The sequence below is a fragment of the Streptomyces sp. NPDC002088 genome, assembly GCF_040296605.1.
Lineage (GTDB): Bacteria > Actinomycetota > Actinomycetes > Streptomycetales > Streptomycetaceae > Streptomyces.
Window position 1 is genome coordinate 1 of sequence record NZ_JBEOXO010000019.1, and the last position, 21904, is coordinate 21904.

Annotated in this window: 20 protein-coding genes, 1 tRNA gene and 4 pseudogenes; 8 read left to right on the forward strand and 17 right to left on the reverse strand. The window is 70.2% G+C overall.

Annotated elements, in window-relative coordinates:
- Positions 1-335 precede the first annotated feature (335 nt).
- Complete coding sequence (locus tag ABT114_RS32800; RefSeq protein ID WP_351146549.1) at positions 336-731, reverse strand: hypothetical protein; 396 nt, start codon at positions 729-731, stop codon at positions 336-338.
- Here ABT114_RS32800 and ABT114_RS32805 point away from each other — a divergent pair.
- Positions 712-1038 (forward strand): hypothetical protein, encoded by a 327-nt coding sequence (locus ABT114_RS32805; RefSeq protein ID WP_351146550.1) that lies wholly within the window; start codon positions 712-714, stop codon positions 1036-1038. The two genes, ABT114_RS32800 and ABT114_RS32805, sit on opposite strands and share 20 nt — an antisense overlap.
- Before the next feature lie 77 nt (positions 1039-1115).
- Here the strand turns inward: ABT114_RS32805 and ABT114_RS32810 are convergent.
- The 6 genes from ABT114_RS32810 to ABT114_RS32835 all read right to left on the reverse strand — a co-directional run bounded on the left by ABT114_RS32810 (position 1116) and on the right by ABT114_RS32835 (position 4945).
- A tRNA-Thr gene (locus ABT114_RS32810) sits at positions 1116-1189 on the reverse strand.
- Between the two features lie 203 nt (positions 1190-1392).
- Positions 1393-1785, reverse strand: coding sequence for an SDR family oxidoreductase (locus ABT114_RS32815; RefSeq protein WP_351146551.1), 393 nt, complete (start codon positions 1783-1785; stop codon positions 1393-1395).
- A 102-nt stretch (positions 1786-1887) separates the two neighbouring features.
- Positions 1888-2712: a DUF1684 domain-containing protein gene (locus ABT114_RS32820; RefSeq protein ID WP_351146552.1), complete on the reverse strand. Its 825-nt coding sequence runs from the start codon at positions 2710-2712 to the stop codon at positions 1888-1890.
- 80 nt (positions 2713-2792) lie between these two features.
- Entirely contained in the window at positions 2793-3716 is a 924-nt protein-coding gene (locus ABT114_RS32825) for an LLM class F420-dependent oxidoreductase (protein ID WP_351146553.1), read from the reverse strand.
- 130 nt (positions 3717-3846) lie between these two features.
- A complete protein-coding gene (locus ABT114_RS32830) occupies positions 3847-4014 on the reverse strand; it encodes a carbonic anhydrase (RefSeq protein WP_351146554.1) in 168 nt (55 codons plus the stop codon).
- A 94-nt stretch (positions 4015-4108) separates the two neighbouring features.
- Positions 4109-4945, reverse strand: a complete 837-nt coding sequence (locus tag ABT114_RS32835) for a helix-turn-helix domain-containing protein (RefSeq protein ID WP_351146555.1) — start codon at positions 4943-4945, stop codon at positions 4109-4111.
- A gap of 113 nt (positions 4946-5058) precedes the next feature.
- Here ABT114_RS32835 and ABT114_RS32840 point away from each other — a divergent pair, with 113 nt between their 5' ends.
- On the forward strand, positions 5059-5652 hold the full coding sequence (locus tag ABT114_RS32840) for an NADPH-dependent FMN reductase (protein ID WP_351146556.1): 594 nt from the start codon (positions 5059-5061) through the stop codon (positions 5650-5652).
- Here the strand turns inward: ABT114_RS32840 and ABT114_RS32845 are convergent.
- The gene (locus ABT114_RS32845) at positions 5640-6131 is read right to left on the reverse strand and encodes a MerR family transcriptional regulator (RefSeq protein WP_351146557.1); all 492 of its coding nucleotides are present in this window, start codon (positions 6129-6131) and stop codon (positions 5640-5642) included. The two genes, ABT114_RS32840 and ABT114_RS32845, sit on opposite strands and share 13 nt — an antisense overlap.
- Before the next feature lie 34 nt (positions 6132-6165).
- Positions 6166-7245: an MDR family NADP-dependent oxidoreductase gene (locus tag ABT114_RS32850; protein WP_351146558.1), complete on the reverse strand. Its 1080-nt coding sequence runs from the start codon at positions 7243-7245 to the stop codon at positions 6166-6168.
- A gap of 299 nt (positions 7246-7544) precedes the next feature.
- On the opposite strand from ABT114_RS32850, the gene ABT114_RS32855 reads away from it, so the two are divergent.
- Positions 7545-7727, forward strand: coding sequence for a hypothetical protein (locus ABT114_RS32855; RefSeq protein WP_351146559.1), 183 nt, complete (start codon positions 7545-7547; stop codon positions 7725-7727).
- A gap of 400 nt (positions 7728-8127) precedes the next feature.
- Here ABT114_RS32855 and ABT114_RS32860 read toward each other — a convergent pair whose 3' ends face one another.
- From ABT114_RS32860 to panB, 3 genes and pseudogenes are all read right to left on the reverse strand, one after another.
- Positions 8128-8538, reverse strand: coding sequence for a hypothetical protein (locus tag ABT114_RS32860; protein ID WP_351146560.1), 411 nt, complete (start codon positions 8536-8538; stop codon positions 8128-8130).
- Positions 8539-8710: 172 nt separating this feature from the next.
- A pseudogene (locus ABT114_RS32865) lies at positions 8711-8972 on the reverse strand (IS5/IS1182 family transposase); the annotation flags it as partial.
- Between the two features lie 238 nt (positions 8973-9210).
- On the reverse strand, positions 9211-9966 hold the full coding sequence (panB, locus tag ABT114_RS32870) for a 3-methyl-2-oxobutanoate hydroxymethyltransferase (protein ID WP_502988428.1): 756 nt from the start codon (positions 9964-9966) through the stop codon (positions 9211-9213).
- 262 nt (positions 9967-10228) lie between these two features.
- Here panB and ABT114_RS32875 point away from each other — a divergent pair, with 262 nt between their 5' ends.
- Positions 10229-11467, forward strand: coding sequence for a PP2C family protein-serine/threonine phosphatase (locus ABT114_RS32875; RefSeq protein WP_351146562.1), 1239 nt, complete (start codon positions 10229-10231; stop codon positions 11465-11467).
- Positions 11468-11888: 421 nt separating this feature from the next.
- On the opposite strand, the gene ABT114_RS32880 is transcribed toward ABT114_RS32875, so the two are convergent.
- Both ABT114_RS32880 and ABT114_RS32885 read right to left on the reverse strand, forming a co-directional pair.
- Positions 11889-13391: an MFS transporter gene (locus ABT114_RS32880; protein ID WP_351146563.1), complete on the reverse strand. Its 1503-nt coding sequence runs from the start codon at positions 13389-13391 to the stop codon at positions 11889-11891.
- Positions 13392-13408: 17 nt separating this feature from the next.
- Positions 13409-13861: pseudogene (locus ABT114_RS32885) on the reverse strand (hypothetical protein); the annotation flags it as partial.
- Between the two features lie 76 nt (positions 13862-13937).
- On the opposite strand from ABT114_RS32885, the pseudogene ABT114_RS50695 reads away from it, so the two are divergent.
- Positions 13938-14138: pseudogene (locus tag ABT114_RS50695) on the forward strand (hypothetical protein); the annotation flags it as partial.
- Between the two features lie 221 nt (positions 14139-14359).
- Here the strand turns inward: ABT114_RS50695 and ABT114_RS32890 are convergent.
- Positions 14360-15127: a maleylpyruvate isomerase N-terminal domain-containing protein gene (locus tag ABT114_RS32890; RefSeq protein WP_351146722.1), complete on the reverse strand. Its 768-nt coding sequence runs from the start codon at positions 15125-15127 to the stop codon at positions 14360-14362.
- A gap of 504 nt (positions 15128-15631) precedes the next feature.
- On the opposite strand from ABT114_RS32890, the gene ABT114_RS32895 reads away from it, so the two are divergent.
- Both ABT114_RS32895 and ABT114_RS32900 read left to right on the forward strand, forming a co-directional pair.
- The gene (locus ABT114_RS32895) at positions 15632-17659 is read left to right on the forward strand and encodes an NACHT domain-containing protein (RefSeq protein WP_351146564.1); all 2028 of its coding nucleotides are present in this window, start codon (positions 15632-15634) and stop codon (positions 17657-17659) included.
- A 684-nt stretch (positions 17660-18343) separates the two neighbouring features.
- Positions 18344-19124, forward strand: a pseudogene (locus tag ABT114_RS32900) (transposase); the annotation flags it as partial.
- Between the two features lie 648 nt (positions 19125-19772).
- Here the strand turns inward: ABT114_RS32900 and ABT114_RS32905 are convergent.
- On the reverse strand, positions 19773-20066 hold the full coding sequence (locus ABT114_RS32905) for a DUF1330 domain-containing protein (RefSeq protein ID WP_336203725.1): 294 nt from the start codon (positions 20064-20066) through the stop codon (positions 19773-19775).
- A gap of 188 nt (positions 20067-20254) precedes the next feature.
- On the opposite strand from ABT114_RS32905, the gene ABT114_RS32910 reads away from it, so the two are divergent.
- The gene (locus ABT114_RS32910; RefSeq protein WP_351146565.1) at positions 20255-21157 is read left to right on the forward strand and encodes a LysR family transcriptional regulator; all 903 of its coding nucleotides are present in this window, start codon (positions 20255-20257) and stop codon (positions 21155-21157) included.
- Here ABT114_RS32910 and ABT114_RS32915 read toward each other — a convergent pair.
- On the reverse strand, positions 21092-21898 hold the full coding sequence (locus ABT114_RS32915; protein ID WP_351146566.1) for a hypothetical protein: 807 nt from the start codon (positions 21896-21898) through the stop codon (positions 21092-21094). The genes ABT114_RS32910 and ABT114_RS32915 overlap by 66 nt on opposite strands.
- Between the last annotated feature and the right edge of the window lie 6 nt (positions 21899-21904).

Consider the following 21904-nt stretch of genomic DNA (forward strand, 5'->3'; position numbering starts at 1 on the left):
TTTGCTACTCCATGCATATGCCCTTCGGTGGTTTGAGGCCATCGGAACGCCTCCGGTGGGCTGGCCGCCCGCTTCTCGTGGTCGGTCGGCCGGGGTCGGGCGCTCGGGCCGCCGGCACTGTGTCGGTGGCGTGGACCGTGGTGCGAGAACTTGCGCTGGTGGCAGGCCGGGCGCCGGGGCCGGGCGCCAGGTGTTTCGGGAGCGGCTCGCGGAGGGAGGGGGTGGGCGTCGGCGGGCGCAGGCGCCGGATGGCGGTGCCCCGTCGTGGCCGTCCGGCTTTGATCCGGGCGTACGTCTTGCGGCGAAAGCGTCTCGGACGGGTGCGAACGGGTTCATCATCGGGTCCGCTCGTCGAGGTTACAGGCGCTCGAATGGTCAACTTCTCCCTGACCCAGTGCGGTTGCGGCACGATGAGAGGCATGGGGCGAGCCTCTCGCTGACATGCAGAGCGACGCAACGCGCCGCGGAGCGAACGCGGCGCTGTGCCGCAGGAGCGGTACCTCATCCGCCCAGCCGCCCCGGACGATGGGACCGGGGTCCTGCACGCGCTCCTCGAACCGGTGGACTTCCTCGACCTGGCGATGCCGGCCGAGGTTGTCGACCGGCTGCGCACCGGCAGGTGGCTCCCGGCACAGTTCGGCATCGCGAGCCTGCTGGTCGCCGCCCAGGAGCCGCAGGGGCGGATCGTCGCGATCGCCCTGCGATCCCCCGGTGGAGTGGCTGCTGTCCATGGAGGGCTCCTGGGGCCACGGGCTGGGTCACCGACTCGCCGGCGACCTGGTCCGCTCCCACACCCGCCAGGGCTACCAAGCGGTGCTGGGCGGCATCCATGCCCGCAAGCCGTACCTGGCGCCCTGCTACGAGGCCGACGGCTTCAGGTTCTTGCCTCCCGGAGCCCCGCTTGACCCGCGCCTGCCCGTCGGCCGGCTGCGCTACCCGGCGGAGCCCTCGATGCGGCATCTGATGTGCCCGCTCAGCCCAGCGGTGTCGTACCGCGCCGGCGAGCTCCAGGGCCTGTCGGCCAGTCGGCTGTCCTGAGCCGGACCAGCGGCCTGCGCTGGGGAGTAGACGGATCCGGCCCCCTCCGACGTGATGTCGCGGGAGCCGGATGTTCGTAGCGGGGCGGAATTTGAACCACGCGACCTCTGGGTTACGAGCCCAGCGAGCTACCGAGCTGCTCCACCCCGCGTCGGTGTGCCCTGCCTACGTCATTCGCAAGGGCCGGCAGGGACTTATCGCAGCGGGCGCCGGAACTCCTTGTGCCGTACGACGTTGTCCCGCAACGCCAGCCGTCTCAACGGGTGCGCGCGGTGTGCGCGACGAGATCGGCGCGCAGTTACTGCCCCGGACCGTACGCGGACCGCTGCTGCAGTGCTTTGACCTCGTCGTCGGTTACGGCCTCGACTTCGCGGTGCGCTGCAGCTCCGGGACGTACCGCGGCGTCGGCTCGTCGTACTGACCGCAGATGCTGGTCCGGGTCGCGCCCGGGTGGATGAGTACGTACCTCAGCCCAGCACCGCCGCACCGCTCGGCGGAGACGACGCCCAGCAGGCCGTTGAGTTTCCCGTGCTGGCCGAGTGCCGCCCCGCCGCCGTAGCTCTCGCGGAACTCCAGGCCGGCACACACGAAGAACGCCCGCCCATGGGCGCCCGGTTGACGCGTCCGCCGCCGGAAGGCCTCGCCCTTGACGGCATCACGCCCGACGACGACCGCCGTGTCACCGAGCTCTGGATGCTCCGCGGCGAGCACCCGCCCGATGCCGTCCGTACCGCCGGTGACCACCACGGCCCTGCCGGGACCCGGCCCTGCCAGGGAGGCCCTCCACTTCGTGCTGCCGGGACGATGACGTCTCCCGCTCCAGGTGTCGTCGAACGCGGGGCGGCGTGCTCAGGCCCCGCCCCGCTCGCGAGGGATCTTCTGGCCGGCCTCGATCGCCACCGGGAGCCGGTTCTCCGCCGGCGGCAGCGGGCACGTGGCCAGGTCGGTGTAGGCGCACGGCAGGTTCGCCGCGCGGTTGAAGTCCAGGACGACCGTGCCGTCGGCGGCGGGCGCTTCCATGGTGAGGGCACGGTTGGCGGCGTAGGTGGTGATCCCCGAGGTCGCGTCGGTGAACAGCACCGTCAGCCGGCCCGGGCCGTGCCCGGGGAACGCGGTCAGGGACAAGGGGCGCCCGTCGAGTTCGAACTCGATCTGGCCCGGCGCGTCGTACACGTGCTCCAGGCCCTCGACCGCGGCACCGACGGTGGTCGGCCGCGGCTCAGCGAAGGCGCGGTACCGGCCCGTCACGACCCACCGCGGATGCGGTGCGTAGGCGGGCGTTCCGGTGAAGGCGGTACGCAGCGGCGCCTCCGGGTGCCGGGGACGCACGATGTCGTTGCCGCCACGCCTGGCCACCTCGATCACGGCGTCGCCCCAGACCGCGTTGACGCCACCGCGTTCGGGGAGCACGGCGAAGTGGTGCTCGCCCCGCACCGGCGTTCCCTCCACGACCAGTTCCTCGCCGTCGTCGAGGGCCACGGTGACCCCGTCGGCGCCGGTCCACCACGTGCCCGGGGCGTCCGGGAAGCGCTGCGGCCGGTCGTCGAGCCAGTGCAGGCCGGTGATCGCGAGGAACCCGTGCGGGTCGGCGAGCCGTTCCTCGTGCGCGCGGTACCAGTCCAGCCAGTCCTGGGTGAAGGCCTGGAGGTCCGCCGTCGTGACCTGAGTGGTCATGCGTACTCCTTCGTCTCGCGAGGTTCGCCTCGCGACGGTGTGCGGATCTTCTGTCGAGGGCGCCTGCTGCCGGTGTTCAATCACCCGGTCAGTTCGCCGAGGAGGGCCCAGGTGCGCCGCCGGTCCGCTTCTCCCGCGATCTCCGTGCCTGAGAAGACCACCTCCGTCGCCCCGGCGTCCCGGTAGCGCCGTACCTCGGCCGCGACCGTCTTCTCATCGCCGATCACGGCCACGTCGGACGCCCGTCGGCCGCCGGAGAGTTCGATGACCCGTGCGTAGGACGGTATCTGTTCGTAGAACGCGAGTTGTTCGGTGGCCTTCTCGCGTACGGAGTCGACGTCGTCCGTGACCACGCCGGACACCAGGGCCACGATCCGGGGCGCGGGACGCCCGGCAGCCTCCGCCGCAGCGGTGAGCGCCGGGACGATGTGTTCCTCCAGGGCGCGCGGGCCTGCCAGATAGGGCAGGATGCCGTCCGCCAGTTCACCGCTGGCGCGCAGGGCCTGCGGCCCCATCGCGGCGACCAGCAGGGGGACACCGCTTTCGGCGCCGGGTACGCGCGCGGAGATCGGCGTGACGGCGGTGAGCAGCTCGCCGTGGAAGTCGGCTGTACCGGTCTGCGTCAACTGCTGTAGCGCGGTGAGGAATTCACGCAGGCGGGCAATGGGCCGTTCGAAGGGCAGGCCGAAGCCGCTCTCGGTCAGGAGCCTGGTGCCCAGAGCCAGCCCGAGGTGGTAGCGGCCGTGCGTGGCAGCCTGGGCGGTCTGGGCCTGGCTGGAGACGAGCAGGGGGTGCCGGCCGAAGACGGGGATCGCGGAGGTGCCCACGTGGAGTCCGGGGACCTCGCGCCCGACGATTGCCGCGAGCTGGGGTGAATCCGCGCCGAAGGTCTGCCCGAACCAGGCCGAGCGCAGGCCGGCCGCCGCGGCCTCGCGGGCCAGCCGTACCGAGGCGTCGACCTGGTTCTCCGCCTCCGATGCGTTGAGCGCTACTCCTACAGTCATGACAGTCAGAACCGCCGACGTCCGATCCTGCATTCCGGTCCGTGTGTGACAGCTTCTTGTCAGTCGTGTGTACCGGGAGGGCTCTCACGCCGGGCCCCGCAGGGCGCCGGCGCGGGGTCGTTCCGCGCTGTCAGTGGCCCTCGTCGAGCTTGCCGGTGGCCACGTCGAGGACGAAGGCCCGGATACGGTCCTTGCGCACGATGAAGGAGTCCGCCTTGATCCACGCGAGCGACTGACGGACGTCCGCCTCGCCGTCGTCGCGGACGAGTGTCGCGTACACGTTCAGCTGAGCGTCCATGCAGGCCACCACGGCCAAATGCTGGGAAGGGGGTAGCGGGAACGGGTCTCCGCCGCCGCACGGCCGAGGGTGACCGACTCGACGTCCGGAGGAGCTACGAGACGGCGCTGAGCCGACCGTGCGAACGGCGGCGGAGACGGTCGACGGCCTCTACCGTCTCCTCGTCCGCAGGCAGATGCACGACCAACTGCTGTGCGTCCGAGGAGAGTTCCAACGTCTCACGCCGCAGGCGGAGCCGGAATCCGGCGGGATGATCGAGCCGGAGCACCCGATCGCGCGGCACGACGTGGCGGTTCACGCGCTCGGTGAAGTCGGGACCCACGGCGGCCGCGAGCTCCGCGGTGAACCAGGCGAAGTTCTCGACGGCCGGCCCGAGCCACAGGCCGAACGCCTGCTCGTCCGCGACGTCGTCCCAGTCGGTGAAGAACGCACGGGCGCGGGGGTCGGTGAAGACGTACCGGGTCAGGTTGGGACCGTCGACGTCGAGCAGACCGCTGTCGCCCAGCACCGCCTCGAACCCGCTGGTCCGGGCGAGGACGTCGCCCATCCGGTTGGTCACCATGGCGATGCCCGGTTCCAGCAGGCGCAGGGTCTGCAGGACGGACGGGCGAACGGCACGACTCGGTGGCGCGGGCCGGGTGTGGGCGGAACACTCGCCGCCGGTGATCTTCGCGAGGTGACGCAGATGGTCGCGCTCCGCGGCATCGAGGCCGAGTGCGTCGGCCAGCGCGTTCATCACCGCGATCGAGGGATTGCGGTCGCGGCCCTGCTCGATGCGGGTCAGGTACTCGACACTGATGCCGGCCCGCGTGGCGAGGTCCAGGCGCCGGAGCCCGGGCGACCGTCGACGGCCGCGCTCCGGCAGCCCGAGCGACTCGGGCTGGATGCTGTCGCGCTTGGCCCTGATGAAGTCTCCCAACGGCGTTCCCATACCCCGAGAGTAATGGGCGGGGCGCTCGATCGCGGAGCGCTCAGAGTGGCCCTGCGGGGGCCAGCCTGAGCGCGGTCTGGCTGCCGCCTGGGTGCTGCCCGATCGTGGTGGGCATGAAGAGCGAACACAATCTGGTGATCATCGTCGGCAGCGTCCGGGACGGGCGATTCGGACCGACCGTGGCCTCCTGGGTCGCCGAACAGGCAGACACGCACGGTGGATTCGACGTGCATGTCGTCGATCTGGCCGAGGTCGACATCCCTCTGGAGTTGCCCGCCGCGTCCCCGAAGTACGCGGGCGACGACTACCCCCGTCCGGCGGGAATGGCGCCGTTGACCTCGGCCCTGTCGGAAGCCGACGCGTTCATCGTCGTCACGCCTGAGTACAACCACAGCTACCCCGCCTCTCTGAAGGCGGCCATCGACTGGCACTTCACCCAGTGGACGGCCAAGCCCGTCGCCTTCGTCAGCTACGGTGGCGCGGCGGGCGGACGCCATGCCGTGCTCCATCTGGAGAACGTGCTGACCGAGCTGCACGCGGTGACGATCCGCGACGGTCTCGCCTTCCCGGACTACTTCACGGCCTGGCGGGACGGTCGCCCCCTCGCTCCGGAGGCGCCTGGGTACGCCAAGACGATGCTCGACCAGCTGGCCTGGTGGGCCGACGCACTTCGAACGGCCAGAGAGACCGCCCCCTACCCGGCATGACCCTCGATCCGACGGGCGCCACCGGCCCCGGCGCGGCCCCGTCGGCCGGGGCCGACCGCGTCCCGTCCGCCATGCGCACGCGGAGCATCCACCGCGGGCTCGCCGGCCAGGCCGGCCTTCAGGGCATCCCTCAGTAGGGTGAGCCGCGAAATCTCCGCTTCGAGCGCGGCGATGCGCTGCTCCACGACAGTCGACCCCACGATTCCAGGAGCCGGAGCGCCGAACTTCGTGGAACCGCAGTTCTGTGCAGGGCTCGCGGCCAGGCGGGGCAGCCGGTCCGCGATGCGGTGAAGGTCGTGGACGGTGAGCCCGAGAGCCAGGAGCTGCCTGATGACACGCAGCACGGCGAGTTCGTCGGAGCTGTAGTCCCGTTGCCCCGACACCGTACGGCGAGGCGGTGGCAGCAGCCCGCACTGTTCGTAGAAACGCAGCGCCCTGGGCGTCGCACCCACCGCCGCGGCGGCGTCTCCGATGCGCATGACACAAGCCTCCCGCTCTCCTCGGTAGCAATCGCTACCCACGGCCCGGCAGCTCCACGACGACAGTGCCGAAGTACCGGCCCTCGACCAGTCCCTGCAACGCCTGCGGGGCTCGATCGATGCCCGCGATCCGGGAGAGGGGAAACAGGATCTCGCCGGACCGCAGCCAGTGCGCGAACCTCGTCGTCCATTCCACCTCCACATCCGGATGGGCGAGGCCGAGATATCCCTTCAACGACACCCCCAGGAGAACGAGTCGGTAGGCGTCGATCTCCACGGGTGCCCGTTCCCCGGAACCTTCCGCGGCCAGTTGCCCGGACAGCGATCCGACCAGGGCGAAACGAGCGCCTCGCCGGGCGGCGTTCACCGCTGCGGTGAGCTGCGCGCCGCCCACGGTGTCGACCAGGACGTCGATCCCGTCCGGAGCAGCCTCGGCGAGCTGCCCGGCGAACTCCTCTCGCGCGGCCCTCGCATCGACCGAGCCCTCCACCCCGCGCCACGACGCCGCGGTGAGCACTGCGTCGTACCCCAACTCGGACACCAGACGCTCCGCCTTCCGCGGTGAGCCGGTGGTGCCGATCACCCGAGCCGCGCCCAGCAATCTGGCGATCTGCCCCGCCAGCGTCCCCAGCCCGCCGGCGGCACCGGTGATCAGGACGACATCGCCCTCGCGCACACCGGCAAGGCGGGTCAGGGCCCCGTAGGCGGCGGAACCGGACGAGAGATGGGCGACGGGGTCGGGCAGCGCCGGGTGGACGGCGGCGCACTCGGCCACCGGGACGAGGGCGTACTCGCGCCAACCGAGCATGTGCGTCACCAGGTCGCCGGAGCGCAGCGCACTGCCCGGCGGAGCGATGACGACCTCACCGACGGCCGGCCCGAACAGCGTGTCCCCGGGCCGCAGCCCAGGTACCGGAGTGTCCTTCGCGGCCCCGCCGGTCAGTGTGCGCAGGCCGGCGAAGACCAGGAACTGCCGGTTACGGATGAGGACTTGGTCGGACGCCGGTGCGGGCAGTGGGGACTCGACGACGGCGAGGTCCGCGGCCGAGGGCAGCCCTTCGGGCACGGTGGCAAGCCGAACTTCACGGTTGGTGAGGGGCGTCGATGTCGTCAAGATGGGCCTTCCTGGGCGAGGGGCGGACATCGCGGCTGTGCGGGCCGTGAGCACGGCGGCTCGCCACGTCATACGAAGTCCGTTCTGGGCGGAACCGGGCGCGCAGACGCTAACCCCTGACCCGTACGTCAAAAGCAAACGAGTCTCGATTGCCGCAGGGCACATGATGTGACTGAGCACCGTGATCGGCCGTGACCGCGTCTCCGTGAAGGATTCACTCCCAGACGTGAACGGAGCTCAGCAGACAGGGCCGCCTGGTCACTGCAGACGCCCTGTCGCCGCGCCGCGCCGTCGACGCGGTGGTGGAGCATCTGCGCCTGAAGGAGGGGGCCGGCGGTTACGAGACCCCGGCCCTGCGAGCCGACCGCCCCGGCCGCACCACCGTGCAGTACCCGGGCGGTCAGGTCCTCGAGCTCACGAAGGCACTGCGGGAGCGCCACGGCTCGGTGGACTGGCCCGAAAGCCGGGAGCCGGCCGTGTGACCGTACTGGGTCACCGGCTGCAACCTGCTCTTCCATCGTCAGGCCGCGCTGGACATCGGCCTGTTCCGTACCGATCTCGGTCGCCGTGGCCCCTGGAGTGGGATAGCTCCCAGGTCAGTGCCTGCTCTGACGGTGGTGCTTGAGCTGTCGCGGGCTGATGGTCGTTCCTCAGCGACAAACCTTTTCCAGAAGGAGTGGCTGACGATCAGGACGGCGGGCTCGACTTCGGGACCCGGTCGTCGAAGTGGTGGCTGGCTCCTTCGGGCCGCGACGGCGTGCCGCATGGCGGTCCGCCAAAGGGTCTCCTCTCTTCAGTGCTCTGTAATTTGTGTGGTGGAATCGGGCTGGCGTGACCCATGCCCTGCCTAATAGGACTCCGTTAAAGCGAACCTCAAATGGATCACCTGGGCTCGGCTGCGTGGCTGGGCCACTGCCCGCGGTCTTCCGGAGTGAGGAAGAAGAACCAGCCTGGGGTGACGTGGTAGGCACCTTCGCAGGTGGCGATGTTCGCGCCGTTGTGCACCGCCGTGCGGTAGGCGATGCCGCTTCCGAGGTAGTCCATGCTGTCCGCGCCCACAAGGAGAATGAGTGCCCCGGCCAGGTGAAGCATCGGACGCAGGGGACGGCGGGAGGGTGTTCTGATGGCCCAGACCGTTCCGGTGACGGACACGGCCGCGGCTGCGACGATGAGGAGGACCGATGCCAAGGAGAGCGCCTTCAGGGATCCTGGGCTTCGGCACAGGATGTAGAACTGGGGCGACGGAACCGCAGCGGGCGCGCGCTCATAGAGGGCGAGCCAGACGGCTGCCATCCCCGATGCGGGGATAAAGAGCCACAACCGACGGATCCTCGAGCGCCGTCCGACTATTGGTTCACGCTGCATGCATCTTCCTCATTCGGTACCAGGACCAGTCGGCGCCGACCTTCGTGCATGGTTCGGCGGCCATGTGATCGCGTCAACTTACGACCGGCCGGCAGACGTATCAATCGAGGCGCCGGGTAGTGGGCCGGTTGTCCCAGCGAAAGCGCTTGGTCGAGCACCGAATGAGCATGCGGAGCGTAACGAGCGTGGCGACGAGGTAGAGGTAGAAGTCCACGACCCTTCCGCTCCTCTGTGCAGCGTCGCAGCTGGCCGTAGTTGTTCATCCAGGAGTGTGTGCGCTCGACCAGCGAGCGCTTGCCAGCCTGGATCGGGGCTGGCACGCCCTTGCGTGCAATCTCGGCCGTGAACCCCAACTCGGCTATTACCGCACGTGACTTGGCATAGTCGGAACGCCGCAGGCATCTGAGGTGACCGAGCGTCTCAGTCCCCGCTTGCCCCGGCCTGGACGTGGAGTCCGTCGCCGGGCTGGTCCAGGAGCTGGTGGCCGGGCAGGCCGCCGTTGTGGGGAGCCTGCTGTGACAGCCGAGCTCGCCCTGGGCACCTACCGGTGCCGGTCCATCCCGGAGGCGGCCGCCAGCGCGGCCGCCTCCGGCGCTGGTATCAGAAGGTGTGCTCCGGCCCCCAGGAAGACGTCGCCTGCCACGTCGGCTGCGAGGTCTTCGGCAGCGCTGAGCAGCCCCCGCGCAGATCGGCGTACTGCTTCACGAAGCGCGGAAGGCGCTCCGAACGCAGGCCGGTCATGTCCTGCCACACCAGCACCTGCGCGTCGCAGCCAGCGCCGGCGCCGATGCCCACCGTGGGAATCGCCACGCTCTGCGTGATCTCGGCGGCAAGCTCGCCGGGCACCATCTCAAGGAGCAGAGCGAACGCCCCGGCCGCTTCGAGCGCCTTCGCCGAGGCGATCACGCGCTGGGCGTCCGTGCCGCGGCCTTGGACGCGGTAGCCACCGAGACCGTGCTCGTGCTGTGGGGTGAAGCCGATGTGCGCCGTTACCGGGATCCCTGACCGGGTCAGCAGCTCCACCTGCGGCACCATTTCCTCGCCGCCCTCCAGCTGCACCGCGTGCGCGCCCGCCTCCTTCATGAACCGCACCGCCGTGTGGAAGCACTGCTCGGGCGATGCCTGACGGGAACCGAACGGCACGTCCGCGATCACCAGCGCCCGGCGGGCGGAACGGGACACCGCCCGCACCAGCTGGATCATCTCGTCCAGGGTCACGGGCAATGACGTCGTGTTGCGGCACCACCGTCTGGAGCACCAACTGCGCCAAGGGCATCCCGGCCTTGTGGAGGTCAGGAACGTCGGCCCGGCCAGGCGCCCGGCCAGCCTGACGAAGCTTTTCCCGTCCTCGCGCACAGCAGCCCCTCATAGCCGCACGGACAGTCGGCTGACGACCTCTCGCCACATCGACCGCCCAGTCACGGCAGCACCGACACCGCCGATCCGCGCCTGACTCGCTCAGTCCCGTCCACGCAGGTCACGCGAGCAGCTCGACTGCGCGGTCCCGAGAGTGCCGTCGGAGCGCGGCGGGCGGTGCTGCCGCAGTGGGCGCCTGAGCTGGGCGGACCGTAGCGTGGAGGGACTGGGCGATGGAGGTACGGCCAAGGAGACGGTGACGATGCCGGGGATGGATTACGCGGGGCTGTTCGCTGCCACGCCGAGCCCGTATCTGGTACTGGATCCCGACCTGATGATCGTGGAGGTCAACCGGGCCTACCTGGAGGCGACCGGCCGGAGCAGGCAAGATCTGATCGGGCAGCACATCTTCGATGCCTTCCCGGACAATCCCGACGACCCCGAGGCCGACGGGGTGCGGAACCTGAACGCCTCGTTGCACCGGGTCCTGGCCTCTCGAGCGCCGGACACGATGGCGTTGCAGAAGTACGACATCCCTGTCATGGGGCGGTCCGGGGGGTTCGAGGAGCGGTGGTGGTCTCCGATCAACACGCCGATCCTCGGACCGGACGGGCGGGTGGTGTGGATCATCCACCGGGTGGAGGACGTGACCGCGTTCGTCCAAGCCCGTGCCGCCGGTGACCGGCCGCCGTCGAGGCAACTGACCGAGCGTGATGCCCTGGAGGCCGAGCTTTATGCGAGGGCGCGTGAGCTGCAGCGGCTCAACGAGGAGCTGCGGCAAGCCCACACACGCGAGCGGCAGGTGGCCGTCACACTGCAGGAGGCCATGCTCCAAGCGCCGGACCTGGCCCGGCACCCGAACATCGCGGTGCGCTACCTGCCCGCCACCGGATCGCTGAACGTGTGCGGCGACTGGTACGACATGGTCGACCTCTCGGACGGCCGTTACGCGGTGGCGGTCGGCGACGTCGTGGGTCACGGCCTGGAGGCCGCCGCCGTCATGGGGATGCTCCGTAGTGCGCTGAGCGCTGCCATCCGCGCACTGGAGCGGCCCGCCCAGGCGCTGGAGGTACTGGGTTTGTACGCCCGGTCGATCGAGGGGGCGCTGAACACCACCGCCGTCAAGGCGATGATCGACCCCCGCAGCCGCCTGATCATCTACAGCAACGCCGGCCACCCGCCACCGCTCCTGGTGCACCCGGACGGCACCTGCGAAAGGCTGGACCAGGCAACCGACCCACCGCTGGGCGCCCGGCCGCAGCACGTCCCCCGCCCCCAGGCGGGCCAGCCCTACCGCCCCGGGGACACGCTCGTGCTCTACACCGATGGACTCATCGAACGCCGCGGTGAAGACATCGAAGCCGGTCTGGACCGCCTGACCGATGTTCTCTGCCGCTACGGCACCGTCAGCCCGGAACGCCTGGCCGACGTCCTGCTGGCCCGTCTGGGCCTCACCGGCGGATCCCGCGACGACATCGCCCTGGTCATCGTCCGGCTATGACGCCGACACCCGCGGGCCACTCCTCGGGGGAGGCCCGCTGGGTCGAACGTCCCTCATCCGGCTCCCATGCGACCCAAGTTTGGCACCTTCCTCAGCCGACAGACTGGGAGCAGACCTCGGCCACCGCCGGGCATCGATCGGGAGGGCGACGGATGTTGGGCGTGGATTCGGACTCCAACGGCGACAGCGGCCCTTCGCGCCCGAGCGGGAGCGCGCCTGGTCGTCGAACGCGCGTCGTGGACAGCCTTCACGGCCACACCCACGCTCCGCCCAGCAACCGTGCACTGACTCTCAGGTCCCCACAGAGAACAGCCGGTGACCAGCGTCACCACTGCGCTGGTCGTCACCGCAGGCCTCGCCGGCTCGGGGGGTGGCGCCAAGCCGGCCGGGCGGGGAAAGCCGCGCCGGAGGTCGTGACCCCTCAGCTACCGTGCGGGACCGCTTCCTCGGCGCCATCCTCCTCGGAACCCCGCCGGACGGTCTCCTTGGCCCGCTCCGGCTCGGGGTGCACGTGGCGTTCCCGCAGGTCCGCGACCGCCAGCAGCAGTGCGATCATGCTGATCCCGACGGCGGTGAGCAGTCCGAGCTGAATGGCCGTGACGGGGCGCCCGTGGTTGGCCTGATGTGCGAAGTACACCGCGCCCACCACGGCGATCCCGGCCGCCGAGCCGATACGCTGCCCCGTCTGCAGGACCCCGCCGGCCGCACCGGCACGGTGCACGGGGACGCGGGTGAGAGTGAGCGTCGTGTTGGGAGAGACCGTGAGGCCGGAGCCGATCCCGCCGATGACCATGGGCACGGCCGTGGCCCACCCCACACTCTGCAGGGGCACCAGCTGCACCGCCACGACCACCCCGAGCAGCCCCACCACCACCCCGCTGAGGCCGATGACGACCAGCTTGCGCCCGTGGCGCATCACCAGCCGGCCCCCGATGGCGGCGCCGACCGCCGAGGCGGCCGCGAAGGGCAGCACCGAGACACCGGCCGCCAGCGCGCTGTATCCGACCGTGTTCTGCAGGAACAGGGAGTAGATGAAGAAGACCGTGGTGAAGCCCGCGAAGTAGGTCAGACTGATCAGGGAGCCGAGCGTGAAGGACCGCAGGGAGAACAGGTCCAGATCGACCAGGGGAGCCTGTCCGCGCCGTCCCTGGCGCCGCTCCCACGCCCAGAACGCGGCCAGCAGCAGCGCGGCCACCGGCAGCAGCGCCCACTTCAGCCGCCCGGTCCACTGCTGCTCCTGCACCAGCGGCAGCATGAGCGCGAGCACGGCGGCGCCGAGGAGCAGCACGCCGAACAGGTCGAACTCCTCCCGCTTGCCCGTCGACGCTGGGAAACGGGGCAGCAGCCGCAGTCCCGCGGCGAACGTGGCCACCCCGATGGGCAGGTTGACGAAGAACACCCAGCGCCAGCCGTCGTCGGTGCCGACGGCGTTGATCAGCAGACCGCCCGCCAGCGGGCCCACCGCCGTCGAGACCCCGATGACGCTGCCGAGCAGGCCGAAGGCCTTGGCCCGCTCGGCGCCCTGGAACATCTGCTGGATCAGCCCCGAGGTCTGCGGGGCGACCATGCCCGCCGCCGTGCCCTGGATCAGCCGGAACAGCACCAGCCAGGAGGCACTGGGGGCGAGGCCGCACGCCGCCGAGGCCAGCGTGAACACGGCGAGCCCCAACAGGAAGGCCTGGCGCCGCCCGCGCATGTCGCCCAGCCGGCCCGCCGGGACGAGCACCAGCCCGAAGGTCAGGGCATACCCGGAGACCACCCAGGACTGGGCGGCCTCCGAGGCGGCCAGCCCGTGCTCCATCGAGGGCAGCGCCACGTTCACGATCGAGGTGTCGAGCAGCGAGATGAAGCCCGCCGTCAGACAGACCGCGAGCGCCTTCCACCGCCGGTTGTCGGGGGTGGGCCGGGCCTGGACTGTGGTCATGGGGTCACGCTAAGCAGTCACCCGGCCCAACACGCGGAAGGAGCCCTTCCGCGCGCGTCGTAGCCGTCAGGCCCGATACGACGCCTTTGCGCCGTACGCAGCACCGCCGCACCGTCCTCCTGCCCGAGCGGTCCTTGCGCCACCCGCGCCGCCACGACGTCCCGGACGCGGGCGACCAGCGCGCCCTTGCTCCGGAGAGGCGGCCCCGCCCAGATCTCGTCGAGGAGCGTGGCCCCGTCCGGCCGAACGGGATTCGCGACGCCGGAGCCCAGGCCGCCGAACACCACCCGGGGCTCGGACCGGCGGACGTACGCGTGGGTCGGGTCCTCGGCGCCCTCGAAGAACGGGGCGAACTCGATGCCGTCCAAGGCGCAGCGCAGCGGGGCACCCGCGACCGGGCTCAGGGGAGGCAGCAGGTCGCCGGAGAGCGCCGCGTTCCGGTACAGGCCCAACTCCAGGTACTCCGTCGCGGGGGAGTCGACGGCGGACTTGCCGATCGAGGGAGAGACGCCAGGTGAGCGGGACGACGATCGGGTACGAGTCGGTGGAGGCGCATGGCGCGATGTCCCCGCGGAGGCCGTGGGCTGCTCCGGGGTGACGGCCTGGCGCCGGCTGCGGGACTGGACGGAGGCCGGCGTCTGGCCGCGTCTGCACGCCGCCGCGGTCCCGCCGACGCGGGGACTTCGAGGACGGCCCCGCTGCAAGCCCCGACGCGTGTATGCCGACCGGGGCCGGCAGAGGCAGAGGTGAACCGGCCTACGGCTCGGCGAGCACCGCCAGGGCGTCGGCCTAGACCCGGAACCTGGGTGCCGGCACGCTGCCCTGGGGCAGTGAACTGGCCTGGCCCGAGGCATCCGGGGGGACCTGGCCGGAGATCGCGATCACCGCACCCGAGCCACCATGGCGTGGCTGTGGCCGTTGGCCGAAGGCATGCCCTCGGGGCGGACAAGGTGGCGCACCGACACGTCCTACCGCTCCGGGTCCCAGGCCGTGAGCTGGTCGAAGAGACGTCGGTTGCCGTCGAGCTTCAGGGAGTCCAACGGAATACGGCCGTGGAGGGCGAGGACCAGCTCATTGGCCGTGCCTCGGGCGGAGGCGTCGGCCACGTCCAAGTCCTCGTCGGCGGCGGGCATTGTGCCGGCTGTGGGCAGGCGGGCGGCCCGGGCGCCGTCGTCGGAGACCCAGTTGCGCCAGGAGCGGCCCTCGGTGGCGTGGTAATCGACGGCAGCGGGCTCGTGCGGCCAGGCGACCGTCGTTGTGCAGATGGTGGACAGGAACTCCTCGACACCGTCGAGTGCCACCTCGTCCGGCAGTGGCTGCGAGGCGCCCAAGGTGAGCTGGGCGTCGTAGGTGTGCACCGCGATCTCGTGGAGCTGGCGCCGCGCGGCGGCACCGCAGGTCTGCGGCGACTGCGACTTACCCCACCACGTCCAGCAACCGCGATCCGGGCCGGCCTCCCGCAGTGCGTCCAGTAGCTCCTGCGTCGATGCGGTCGACCAGGCCAGCAGGACCTCGCGCTCCCGAGGCGCAGCCGGGGCCCCCTGTGGTGCGGACTTGGCCGTAGCGTCAGGCCCTGCGGCGATGGTGGCGGCCCAGGCGCGGCGCCCCTCGCCCAGGTGCTGCACCAGGTCGAACAGCGTCCAGTCGGGGCAGGTCGGCACCTGCACCTCGAGGCTGGGCGCGGCGGCGACCGCGGCGCGGAAGACGGTCGACCGTTCGTCGATCAGTCGCGGCATCAGCGAGCGGTTGTCGGGCACCGGAAAGGGGTCGGCGGTTCGCCGGGTCCGCGACGAGGGTGAAACGATGCGTTGGCTGGTCGTCGTCCTGCGGGCGGTGGGCGACGATCGCGTCGTGGAGGCGCCAGGCAGCCCGCCCTCGCCGGTCAGCTTGATCCCGACGGCCTGGGCCCGGTCGGCCGATTGACTGATCAGTTCATCGTCCAGAGCGTCCGGCTTCAGCCCTCTCAGGGCTGTACTTCCTCCACGGCCCCAGCCGATACGGTCACGTAGGGCATGTCGTTGTCGAACGGGTCAAGCCGGTCGGATCGCGACGGGTTGTGTGGGTGGGTGGCACAGTTGGCGACCAGCGCGGTCGCGGACATCCCTTTGGAGCCGTCCGAGTCACCACCCGGGCGACCCCGAAACACCAGGATCACCCAGGAAAACCAAGCCAATCTGAGACGCTGGTGCGTGGCTCGTGGACGGAGCCGAGCACATCAGACCGGGGGACAAGGACGCGGCATGGAGCACGGGGGGATCCGCCACCGGCGGCTGTGGCTGACCGTACTGACCCTTGGCTGGGTCTTCGTCCTCGGGGCGATCGTCTGGGCCGCGAGCGTCCTGGCCAAAGGCAGCCTCGAACCCCAGGACACCGCCGGGGTGATCGGGCTCGTCGTCGGAACGATGAGCCTGGTGGCGGCGGTCGCCGCACTGCGCCGTCGAGCGGGTCAGGAGGCTGACCCCGAGGCCGCCGCCGCGCGCCTGCGGCACCGTGTCCGCGTCGCCGAAGGCCGCCAGTGGCGCCAGCTCCTGGGCGGCGACAGGATCTTCATTGACCTGCGCTACGACGCCCGGCCGTCATCGGCACGCAGCGCCGGGCCGCCCGCCGGGTTCACGGGGCGGCTCTCCGAGGTCACCGCGGACTTCCTGGCCCTCGGCGACCGGAGGCTGGTCATCACGGGCGGCCCGGGAGCCGGCAAAACGGTCCTCGCGCTGGCGCTGATCCTGGGCCTGACTGAGGAGAACCGAACCGGTCTTCCCGTACCAGTACGGTTGTCGCTGTCCGGCTGGGACCCGCGGGTCGACTTCGAGGAGTGGCTGATCGAGCGGCTCGTCCAGGACTTTGACCGCGAACCGCAGGTCGCCCGCGACCTCGTCGAACAGCGGCGTGTGCTCCCCGTCCTTGATGGCCTGGACGAAATGGACGACATCGACGACCCCTGTGTCCAGGTGGAGACGTCGCGCGCCCGCGCCGCCGTCGAGCGGATCGACCAGTACCAGGACGGGGCGAAGGGTCTGCCGCTGGTAGTCACCTGCCGGACCGAGTGGTACGAACGGCTGGAGCGCATCGGCCAAGGGATACCCGATGCGCTGCGCGTCGAAATCCGGCCCGTTGCCGCCGACCAGGCACGCGCCTACCTTGCCGACCGGCTGCCCGAGGCCCAGGACCGCTGGAGCGGGGTCCTGCGCAGCCTCGGCGAAGCCACCGGATCAGGGCAGTTCCTCGCCCGTGCGATGTCCACCCCATGGCGGCTGACACTGGCGGTGACGGCCTTCGCGGAGCGGGGCGATCCCGGGGACCTCCTCCTCTACAACGACCCCGGAGCCCTGGACGAGGACCTGCTACGTCGCTACATCCCCGCCGCGACGCGCCTGCATCCCAGTCGGCGGTGCCGCTATCGAGCCGACGAGGTGCACCATTGGCTGCGCCAACTGGCCCTCTACGCCCACCGTCAGGAGTCTTCCGGCGCATCGCCTGGGCTGACTCCCCATCAGCTCTGGCCGCTCGCCGGGCGCCGTCGCGTGCGTGCCGTCGACGCCGGCCTGACCACCCTGGTCATCCTCGCCGGTGCCGCGGTGCTGCTCGTGAGGACCGGTGCCGGCCTGGACGAGAGGCATCTGCCGGCCGCCGCCGGGACCGCGGCGCTCGTGCTCGTGCTGCTGTTGCGGGCGAGCAACGACCGGGTGCCTGCCCCTCAGGGTGGCAAGCTTCGCCGTATCCGCACGCCCGATGGCAGAAGGCTGCTCGCGCACCGTCTGCGCGGCGCGGCGGTCCTCGTCCTTGCCATCATTGTGGTTCAGTGGGTCGCCTCGGGCTTGGTCGCCGTCATCATCGCGGTACTCGCCGCCGGCCTGGTGCTCAGCCTCGCCTCCGAGCTCGCCGCAGGTACGGGGGAGCGGCAGACGCACGGGTCGCACCCCCGCCAGCTGTTGCGCGACGACATCAACTCAGGGCTCAGCTTCTCGGCCCTGTTCAGTCTCTCCTTCGGTACCGTCGTCGGCTACAGCGGCGACTACATCGTAGGGGCGGGCGCCGGGGTGGTGGGCGGCCTGGCCTGCGGCATGGTGTGGTGGAGCGGCGCCGGGCGCCGGTACTTCGCGTTCCTGCTCTGCGCGTGGACGCGAAGGCTCGTACCGTGGCGGCTGGTGCGCTTCCTGGACTGGGCGTACGGGGCGGGACTGCTACGTGTGTCCGGCAGCGCCTACCAGTTCCGCCACCAGGAGCTCCATGCCTGGTTACTGCGGCATCCGGTGCCGCCCGGCGACTGAGGCAGTGCTCGCGTCACGGCGGCGGCCCGCAGCCGACGCTCCGCGGGGCTGTGCAGGTGGCGGGGCCGTTCGATGACGGATGTCTCCCGCCCGCTCTCCACGATCAGGGCAGGCGGCAGCTCCCAGCCTTGTTGGGCCTGGCCGGTGTCGATCTGCAGCCATGGCGTCACCTCCGGCAGGGCGGACAGCCCGTCACGCAGTTGAAAGCGGGCCCTCCAGACGTTCGACATCGCCTTCGAAGGACACTTCTCAGCAGCCCGCATCTGACCCACCAGCCAACCCAGTTACACCGTCGTCGCCCGGTTCCTTCTTGTGTGTGGTGCGGGTCAGGGTCAACAGGGGGGCTGCCGTGGGGTACACCCCTGACGTATGCGGGACGAGAGAACGGCACGGTCCTGAAACTCGCGGGCTGCTGGTTCGGTCGACGGCATCTGTCCATGGTCTTGTCAGTGGGTTGAGCAGGTCGAGTGGGTTTCACTGCCATGCCTGCTTGGCAGCTTCTCCCGGAAGCGCGCGTGCTGAGTCCGCGTAGCGGATGGCGGTCTTCTCGTCGATGCCGCAGACGAGGGCGAGGTGGAGCGGGTCGGCGCTGTGAGTGAGGGCCTCTTCGAGTCGGCGGTCGACGCGGAGCTGTTCGAGTGTGGCGGTGAGGTTGCGGGTGGCCCTGGTGGTTCAGTGGCGCGCGAACATCCCGGCGTCGAGACCGTATGCCGGGACGGATCGGCCACCTACGCCGAGGCGATCCGCCGGGCCCTGCCCAACGCGGTCCAGGTCAGCGACCGCTGGCACCTGTGGCGCAACCTGTGCGACAAGGTCCTGGCCGAGGCCCGCGCCCACGCGCGCTGCTGGGCCAGCGTCAACCCGCCCCGCCCCGGCGGAATCCGCGAGCAGACCACTTGCGAGCGATGGCACAAGGTCCACCAGCTCCTCGGCCAGGGCGTCGGCCTGCTCGACTGCTCCAGGCGACTCGGGCTGGCCCTGAACACCGTCGAACGTCACGCCCGCACCCCCGAGCCGACCGCCCAGCGCATCGCCCCGGCTTACCGGCCCACCCTGGTGGACTTCTACCGTGACCATCTGCGCCAGCGCCGGTCCGACACCCGGCCGTCCCCCTCACCCACCTCCTGCATGAGATCAGGGAACTGGGCTACACCGGCAGTGCGAACCTGCTGGTCCGCTACCTCAACCAGGGCCGCGCCGAGGGCGATCGCCCGGTGACCACTCCTCGCCGCGCCACCCGGCTCCTGCTCACCCGCCCCGGACACCTGCGCACCAAGGAGACCACTCTCCTCACCGCTCTCACCATCGCCTGCCGCGAGATGACCGAACTCGCAACTCGGGTCCACGAGTTCGCCGAACTACTGGCCCCGACCGAAGGCCCGAACAACGTGACCGCACCGCCGTGAACGCCGGCATCACCCTGCGCTACCACAACGGACGCGCCGAAGGCTTCAACACCCCTACCATTGTGTGGAATCTGTTTTGTCAAACGGGGCTCTGCGGGCCTGGCGTTAATGACTGGCTGTGTCCCTGGGGGTTCTGGAGAATCCGGTGTTGTGAGTATGGGCATCTCCTCGTGCAAGCAGGGCTCACGGGGAACGGGCCTTCGTGGTAGATCTGTGGCATGACCACCTGATCCCCGAAGCAGGGCGGCCGGCTCCAGTGCGCCATCCTGGCGCAGCCAGGCGCGCCCCTGGGCTACTTCAACAACAGAAGAACCGCAGATCGAAACCCCTCGAAAGAGGTCTTGACCTGCGGTTCTTCAAACTGTATATCAGTACTCTGAGTAGCCCCGACGGGGCACACGGCAGATGGATGCAGGATGCGCCCCTGGTCATCGAAGCCTTGTGTTCGCTGGACCGATCTGTCGTGTGAGAAGCGGTTCGCGGTTCGCTTCGGGCGAGGGTGAGTTTTGTCGACGAGGTCAGCGAGACAGTCCAGCTGGCCCGGACGTCGCGTCGCTTCTTCGATCCGCCCGACAGGGATCAGGCCGTCGAGGACGTCGACGACGAACTGGGACGCGGGGCATGGCTTCGAACTCGTCTCGTGAGTCGTCGTTCAGCACCGTGTGCGTATCAGGTGACGGATGCTCAGCGATGGCTGGGCCCGCCGGTCAGTCGATGCCTTCGATGATGCGAAAGTCGCGCTCGACGCCGTCGGGGAGGGCCACCAGCGCCTTCTGGTAGGCCTCGCTCTCGTATGCCGCGACGGCCTGTTCAAAGCTGTCGAACTCGATCAGAACGACGCGTTGCGTGATTCCGGCCTCGTGGGCGACGACTCGACCGCCACGGGACAGGAGGCGCCCGCCCCCAGCCTGGACAGCCGGACGGGCCAGCTTGTCGTAGGCAGTCAGCCTCTCAGGGTCGGAAATGGCGGGGTAGACACTGACCCAGTAGCCCTTAGCCATGGAAACCTCCTGTGTTGGGCCGGACACGTCCGACTTCGAATTGACACTCAGTTCGATCGATCCCGGCGACGGGTACTGCGGTCAGTTGAATCGCCATATGCGCAGGTTAGGGCTTGATGTGCGGTCGAGGGAAAGACTGGTACGGGATAGGCTCAGAACGGATCGTTATCAATCGGCAGGGAGGGCACGTGGCGCCGGATACGGTGAGCCTGCGGTACTTCCTGGTGCTGGCACAGGAGTTGAACTTCACCCGCGCGGCCGCACGGATCGGTATCGCACAGCCCGCACTCAGCGCCCGGATGCGCCGATTGGAGGCGGAACTCGGTACGGCGCTGCTGGTCCGCAATACGCGTAGCGTCGTATTGACCACGGCCGGTGCGGCTTTGGCGGAGTCCGCGCCGCCCGCGCTGGCGGCGCTGGACCGGGCATGGGACACCGCCCGGAGCGCGGCGGCCGGTGAACTGGGCACGCTGCGCATCGGATACAGCCTCAGCGCCGGGGCCGAGACGGCACCGGCCCTGGTGGACAGGCTGATTCGCGGCAACAGCGGACTCGAGGTCGACGCGGTCCCGATGGCGACACCGGAGATCTCCCCCGCGGTCGCCGACGGCCGCATCGATGCCGGGATCACCCGCGGTGAACAGCCGGGCCGTGGCGTGCGCCGGTTCCTGCTGCGGCGTGCGCGCATCGGGGTCCAGCTGGCGCAGCACCATCCGCTGGCCGAACACCCGGAGATCGAGATCGCCGACGCGGCCGCGTATCCGCTGCGACTCCCGGACCGTGCGGCCAACCCCGTGATCCACGATCAGCTGTCCGCACTGTTCCGAGACACCCGACCACACCCCCGATTCCACATGGCCGCAGTCTCTTTCGACATGTCTCAGCGCGACCTGCGCGACGGGGTCACCCTCGCCCCGGCCGGAGAAGCCGCGGCCACGGCACAACCGGCCGGTCTCACCTGGCGACCGCTGCGAGGCGCGCCCAGCCTGACGATCCACCTGGTCCTCCCACGCGAGCAGTCGCCGCTACACCGCCGCATCCGTGCCGTCGCCAAAACCCTGGCGCACGAGCTGCACTGGCTGCCGGACTGACGCGCAAGAGGTCAAGCGAGACGGACGCCTGCGGTGGCGAGGCCGAAGACCTTGCGCCCGGCGGACTTCGCTGGGCGGCGGAGGATCACAGAAGCCGAGCTCGGCAACCGCCCGCTGAGTGGCGTGCAGGGTGTAGCGCTGTGAGCTGGCCAGCATCTCCTCGCGGCGAACCCGGTCGAACAGCGTGCTGTCGAGATCCTCAAGATACGGGCTGCGGTTGAGGAGAAGCAGTTGGCAGACGACCATCGGCAGCAGAGTGTCGTCATCTCGGCCCAGTTGGTATCCCCAGGAGGCGAGAACCGCGCGGATGCGGGCGATCTCGCTGTTCACCCGGTCGCGTCCGAAGATCCGCCAGGACAGGGTGAGTCGTTGGATGCTGCCGAGTCGGTGGAACTCGTTGAAGGAACCCAACAGGTAGGCGTGCGCGGCGAGATAGGGCCGGACCTCGTCGCTGGCCCAACCCGGGACGTGCCGATGGAACTCGGCCTGGTTGCGGCCGAGCAGATGGATCCACTCCTGCGGAGTCCATCCCCAAAAGGTCCGGCCGGTCTCCACGCAACGTGTCAGCAGCACGGCGACCACGTCGAGCATGGCACGTCGCCGGTGTGGGGTGGGCGGCGAGTCCAGGGCGGCGTTGACTGCCTCCAGCGGACCCAGCAGGCGGCGGATCAGCCGCCACCCGGCGGCGGACCGATCGTGGTCCTTGAGCCGGCGCAGATTCTGCACCCCGAGTTCGCTCACGGCCAC

Excerpts from the sequence above, each read along its gene's own strand:
- ABT114_RS32875 (WP_351146562.1), top strand. The coding sequence starts at position 10,229 with ATGCCGGGGATGGATTACGCGGGGCTGTTCGCTGCCACGCCGAGCCCG.
- ABT114_RS32880 (WP_351146563.1), bottom strand. The coding sequence starts at position 13,391 with ATGACCACAGTCCAGGCCCGGCCCACCCCCGACAACCGGCGGTGGAAG.
- ABT114_RS32835 (WP_351146555.1), bottom strand. The coding sequence starts at position 4,945 with ATGGGAACGCCGTTGGGAGACTTCATCAGGGCCAAGCGCGACAGCATC.
- ABT114_RS32890 (WP_351146722.1), bottom strand. The coding sequence starts at position 15,127 with ATGCCGCGACTGATCGACGAACGGTCGACCGTCTTCCGCGCCGCGGTC.
- ABT114_RS32840 (WP_351146556.1), top strand. The coding sequence starts at position 5,059 with ATGAAGAGCGAACACAATCTGGTGATCATCGTCGGCAGCGTCCGGGAC.
- ABT114_RS32895 (WP_351146564.1), top strand. The coding sequence starts at position 15,632 with ATGGAGCACGGGGGGATCCGCCACCGGCGGCTGTGGCTGACCGTACTG.
- ABT114_RS32905 (WP_336203725.1), bottom strand. The coding sequence starts at position 20,066 with ATGGCTAAGGGCTACTGGGTCAGTGTCTACCCCGCCATTTCCGACCCT.
- ABT114_RS32845 (WP_351146557.1), bottom strand. The coding sequence starts at position 6,131 with ATGCGCATCGGAGACGCCGCCGCGGCGGTGGGTGCGACGCCCAGGGCG.
- ABT114_RS32830 (WP_351146554.1), bottom strand. The coding sequence starts at position 4,014 with ATGGACGCTCAGCTGAACGTGTACGCGACACTCGTCCGCGACGACGGC.
- ABT114_RS32800 (WP_351146549.1), bottom strand. The coding sequence starts at position 731 with ATGGACAGCAGCCACTCCACCGGGGGATCGCAGGGCGATCGCGACGAT.
- ABT114_RS32820 (WP_351146552.1), bottom strand. The coding sequence starts at position 2,712 with ATGACCACTCAGGTCACGACGGCGGACCTCCAGGCCTTCACCCAGGAC.
- ABT114_RS32825 (WP_351146553.1), bottom strand. The coding sequence starts at position 3,716 with ATGACTGTAGGAGTAGCGCTCAACGCATCGGAGGCGGAGAACCAGGTC.
- ABT114_RS32860 (WP_351146560.1), bottom strand. The coding sequence starts at position 8,538 with ATGGCAGCCGTCTGGCTCGCCCTCTATGAGCGCGCGCCCGCTGCGGTT.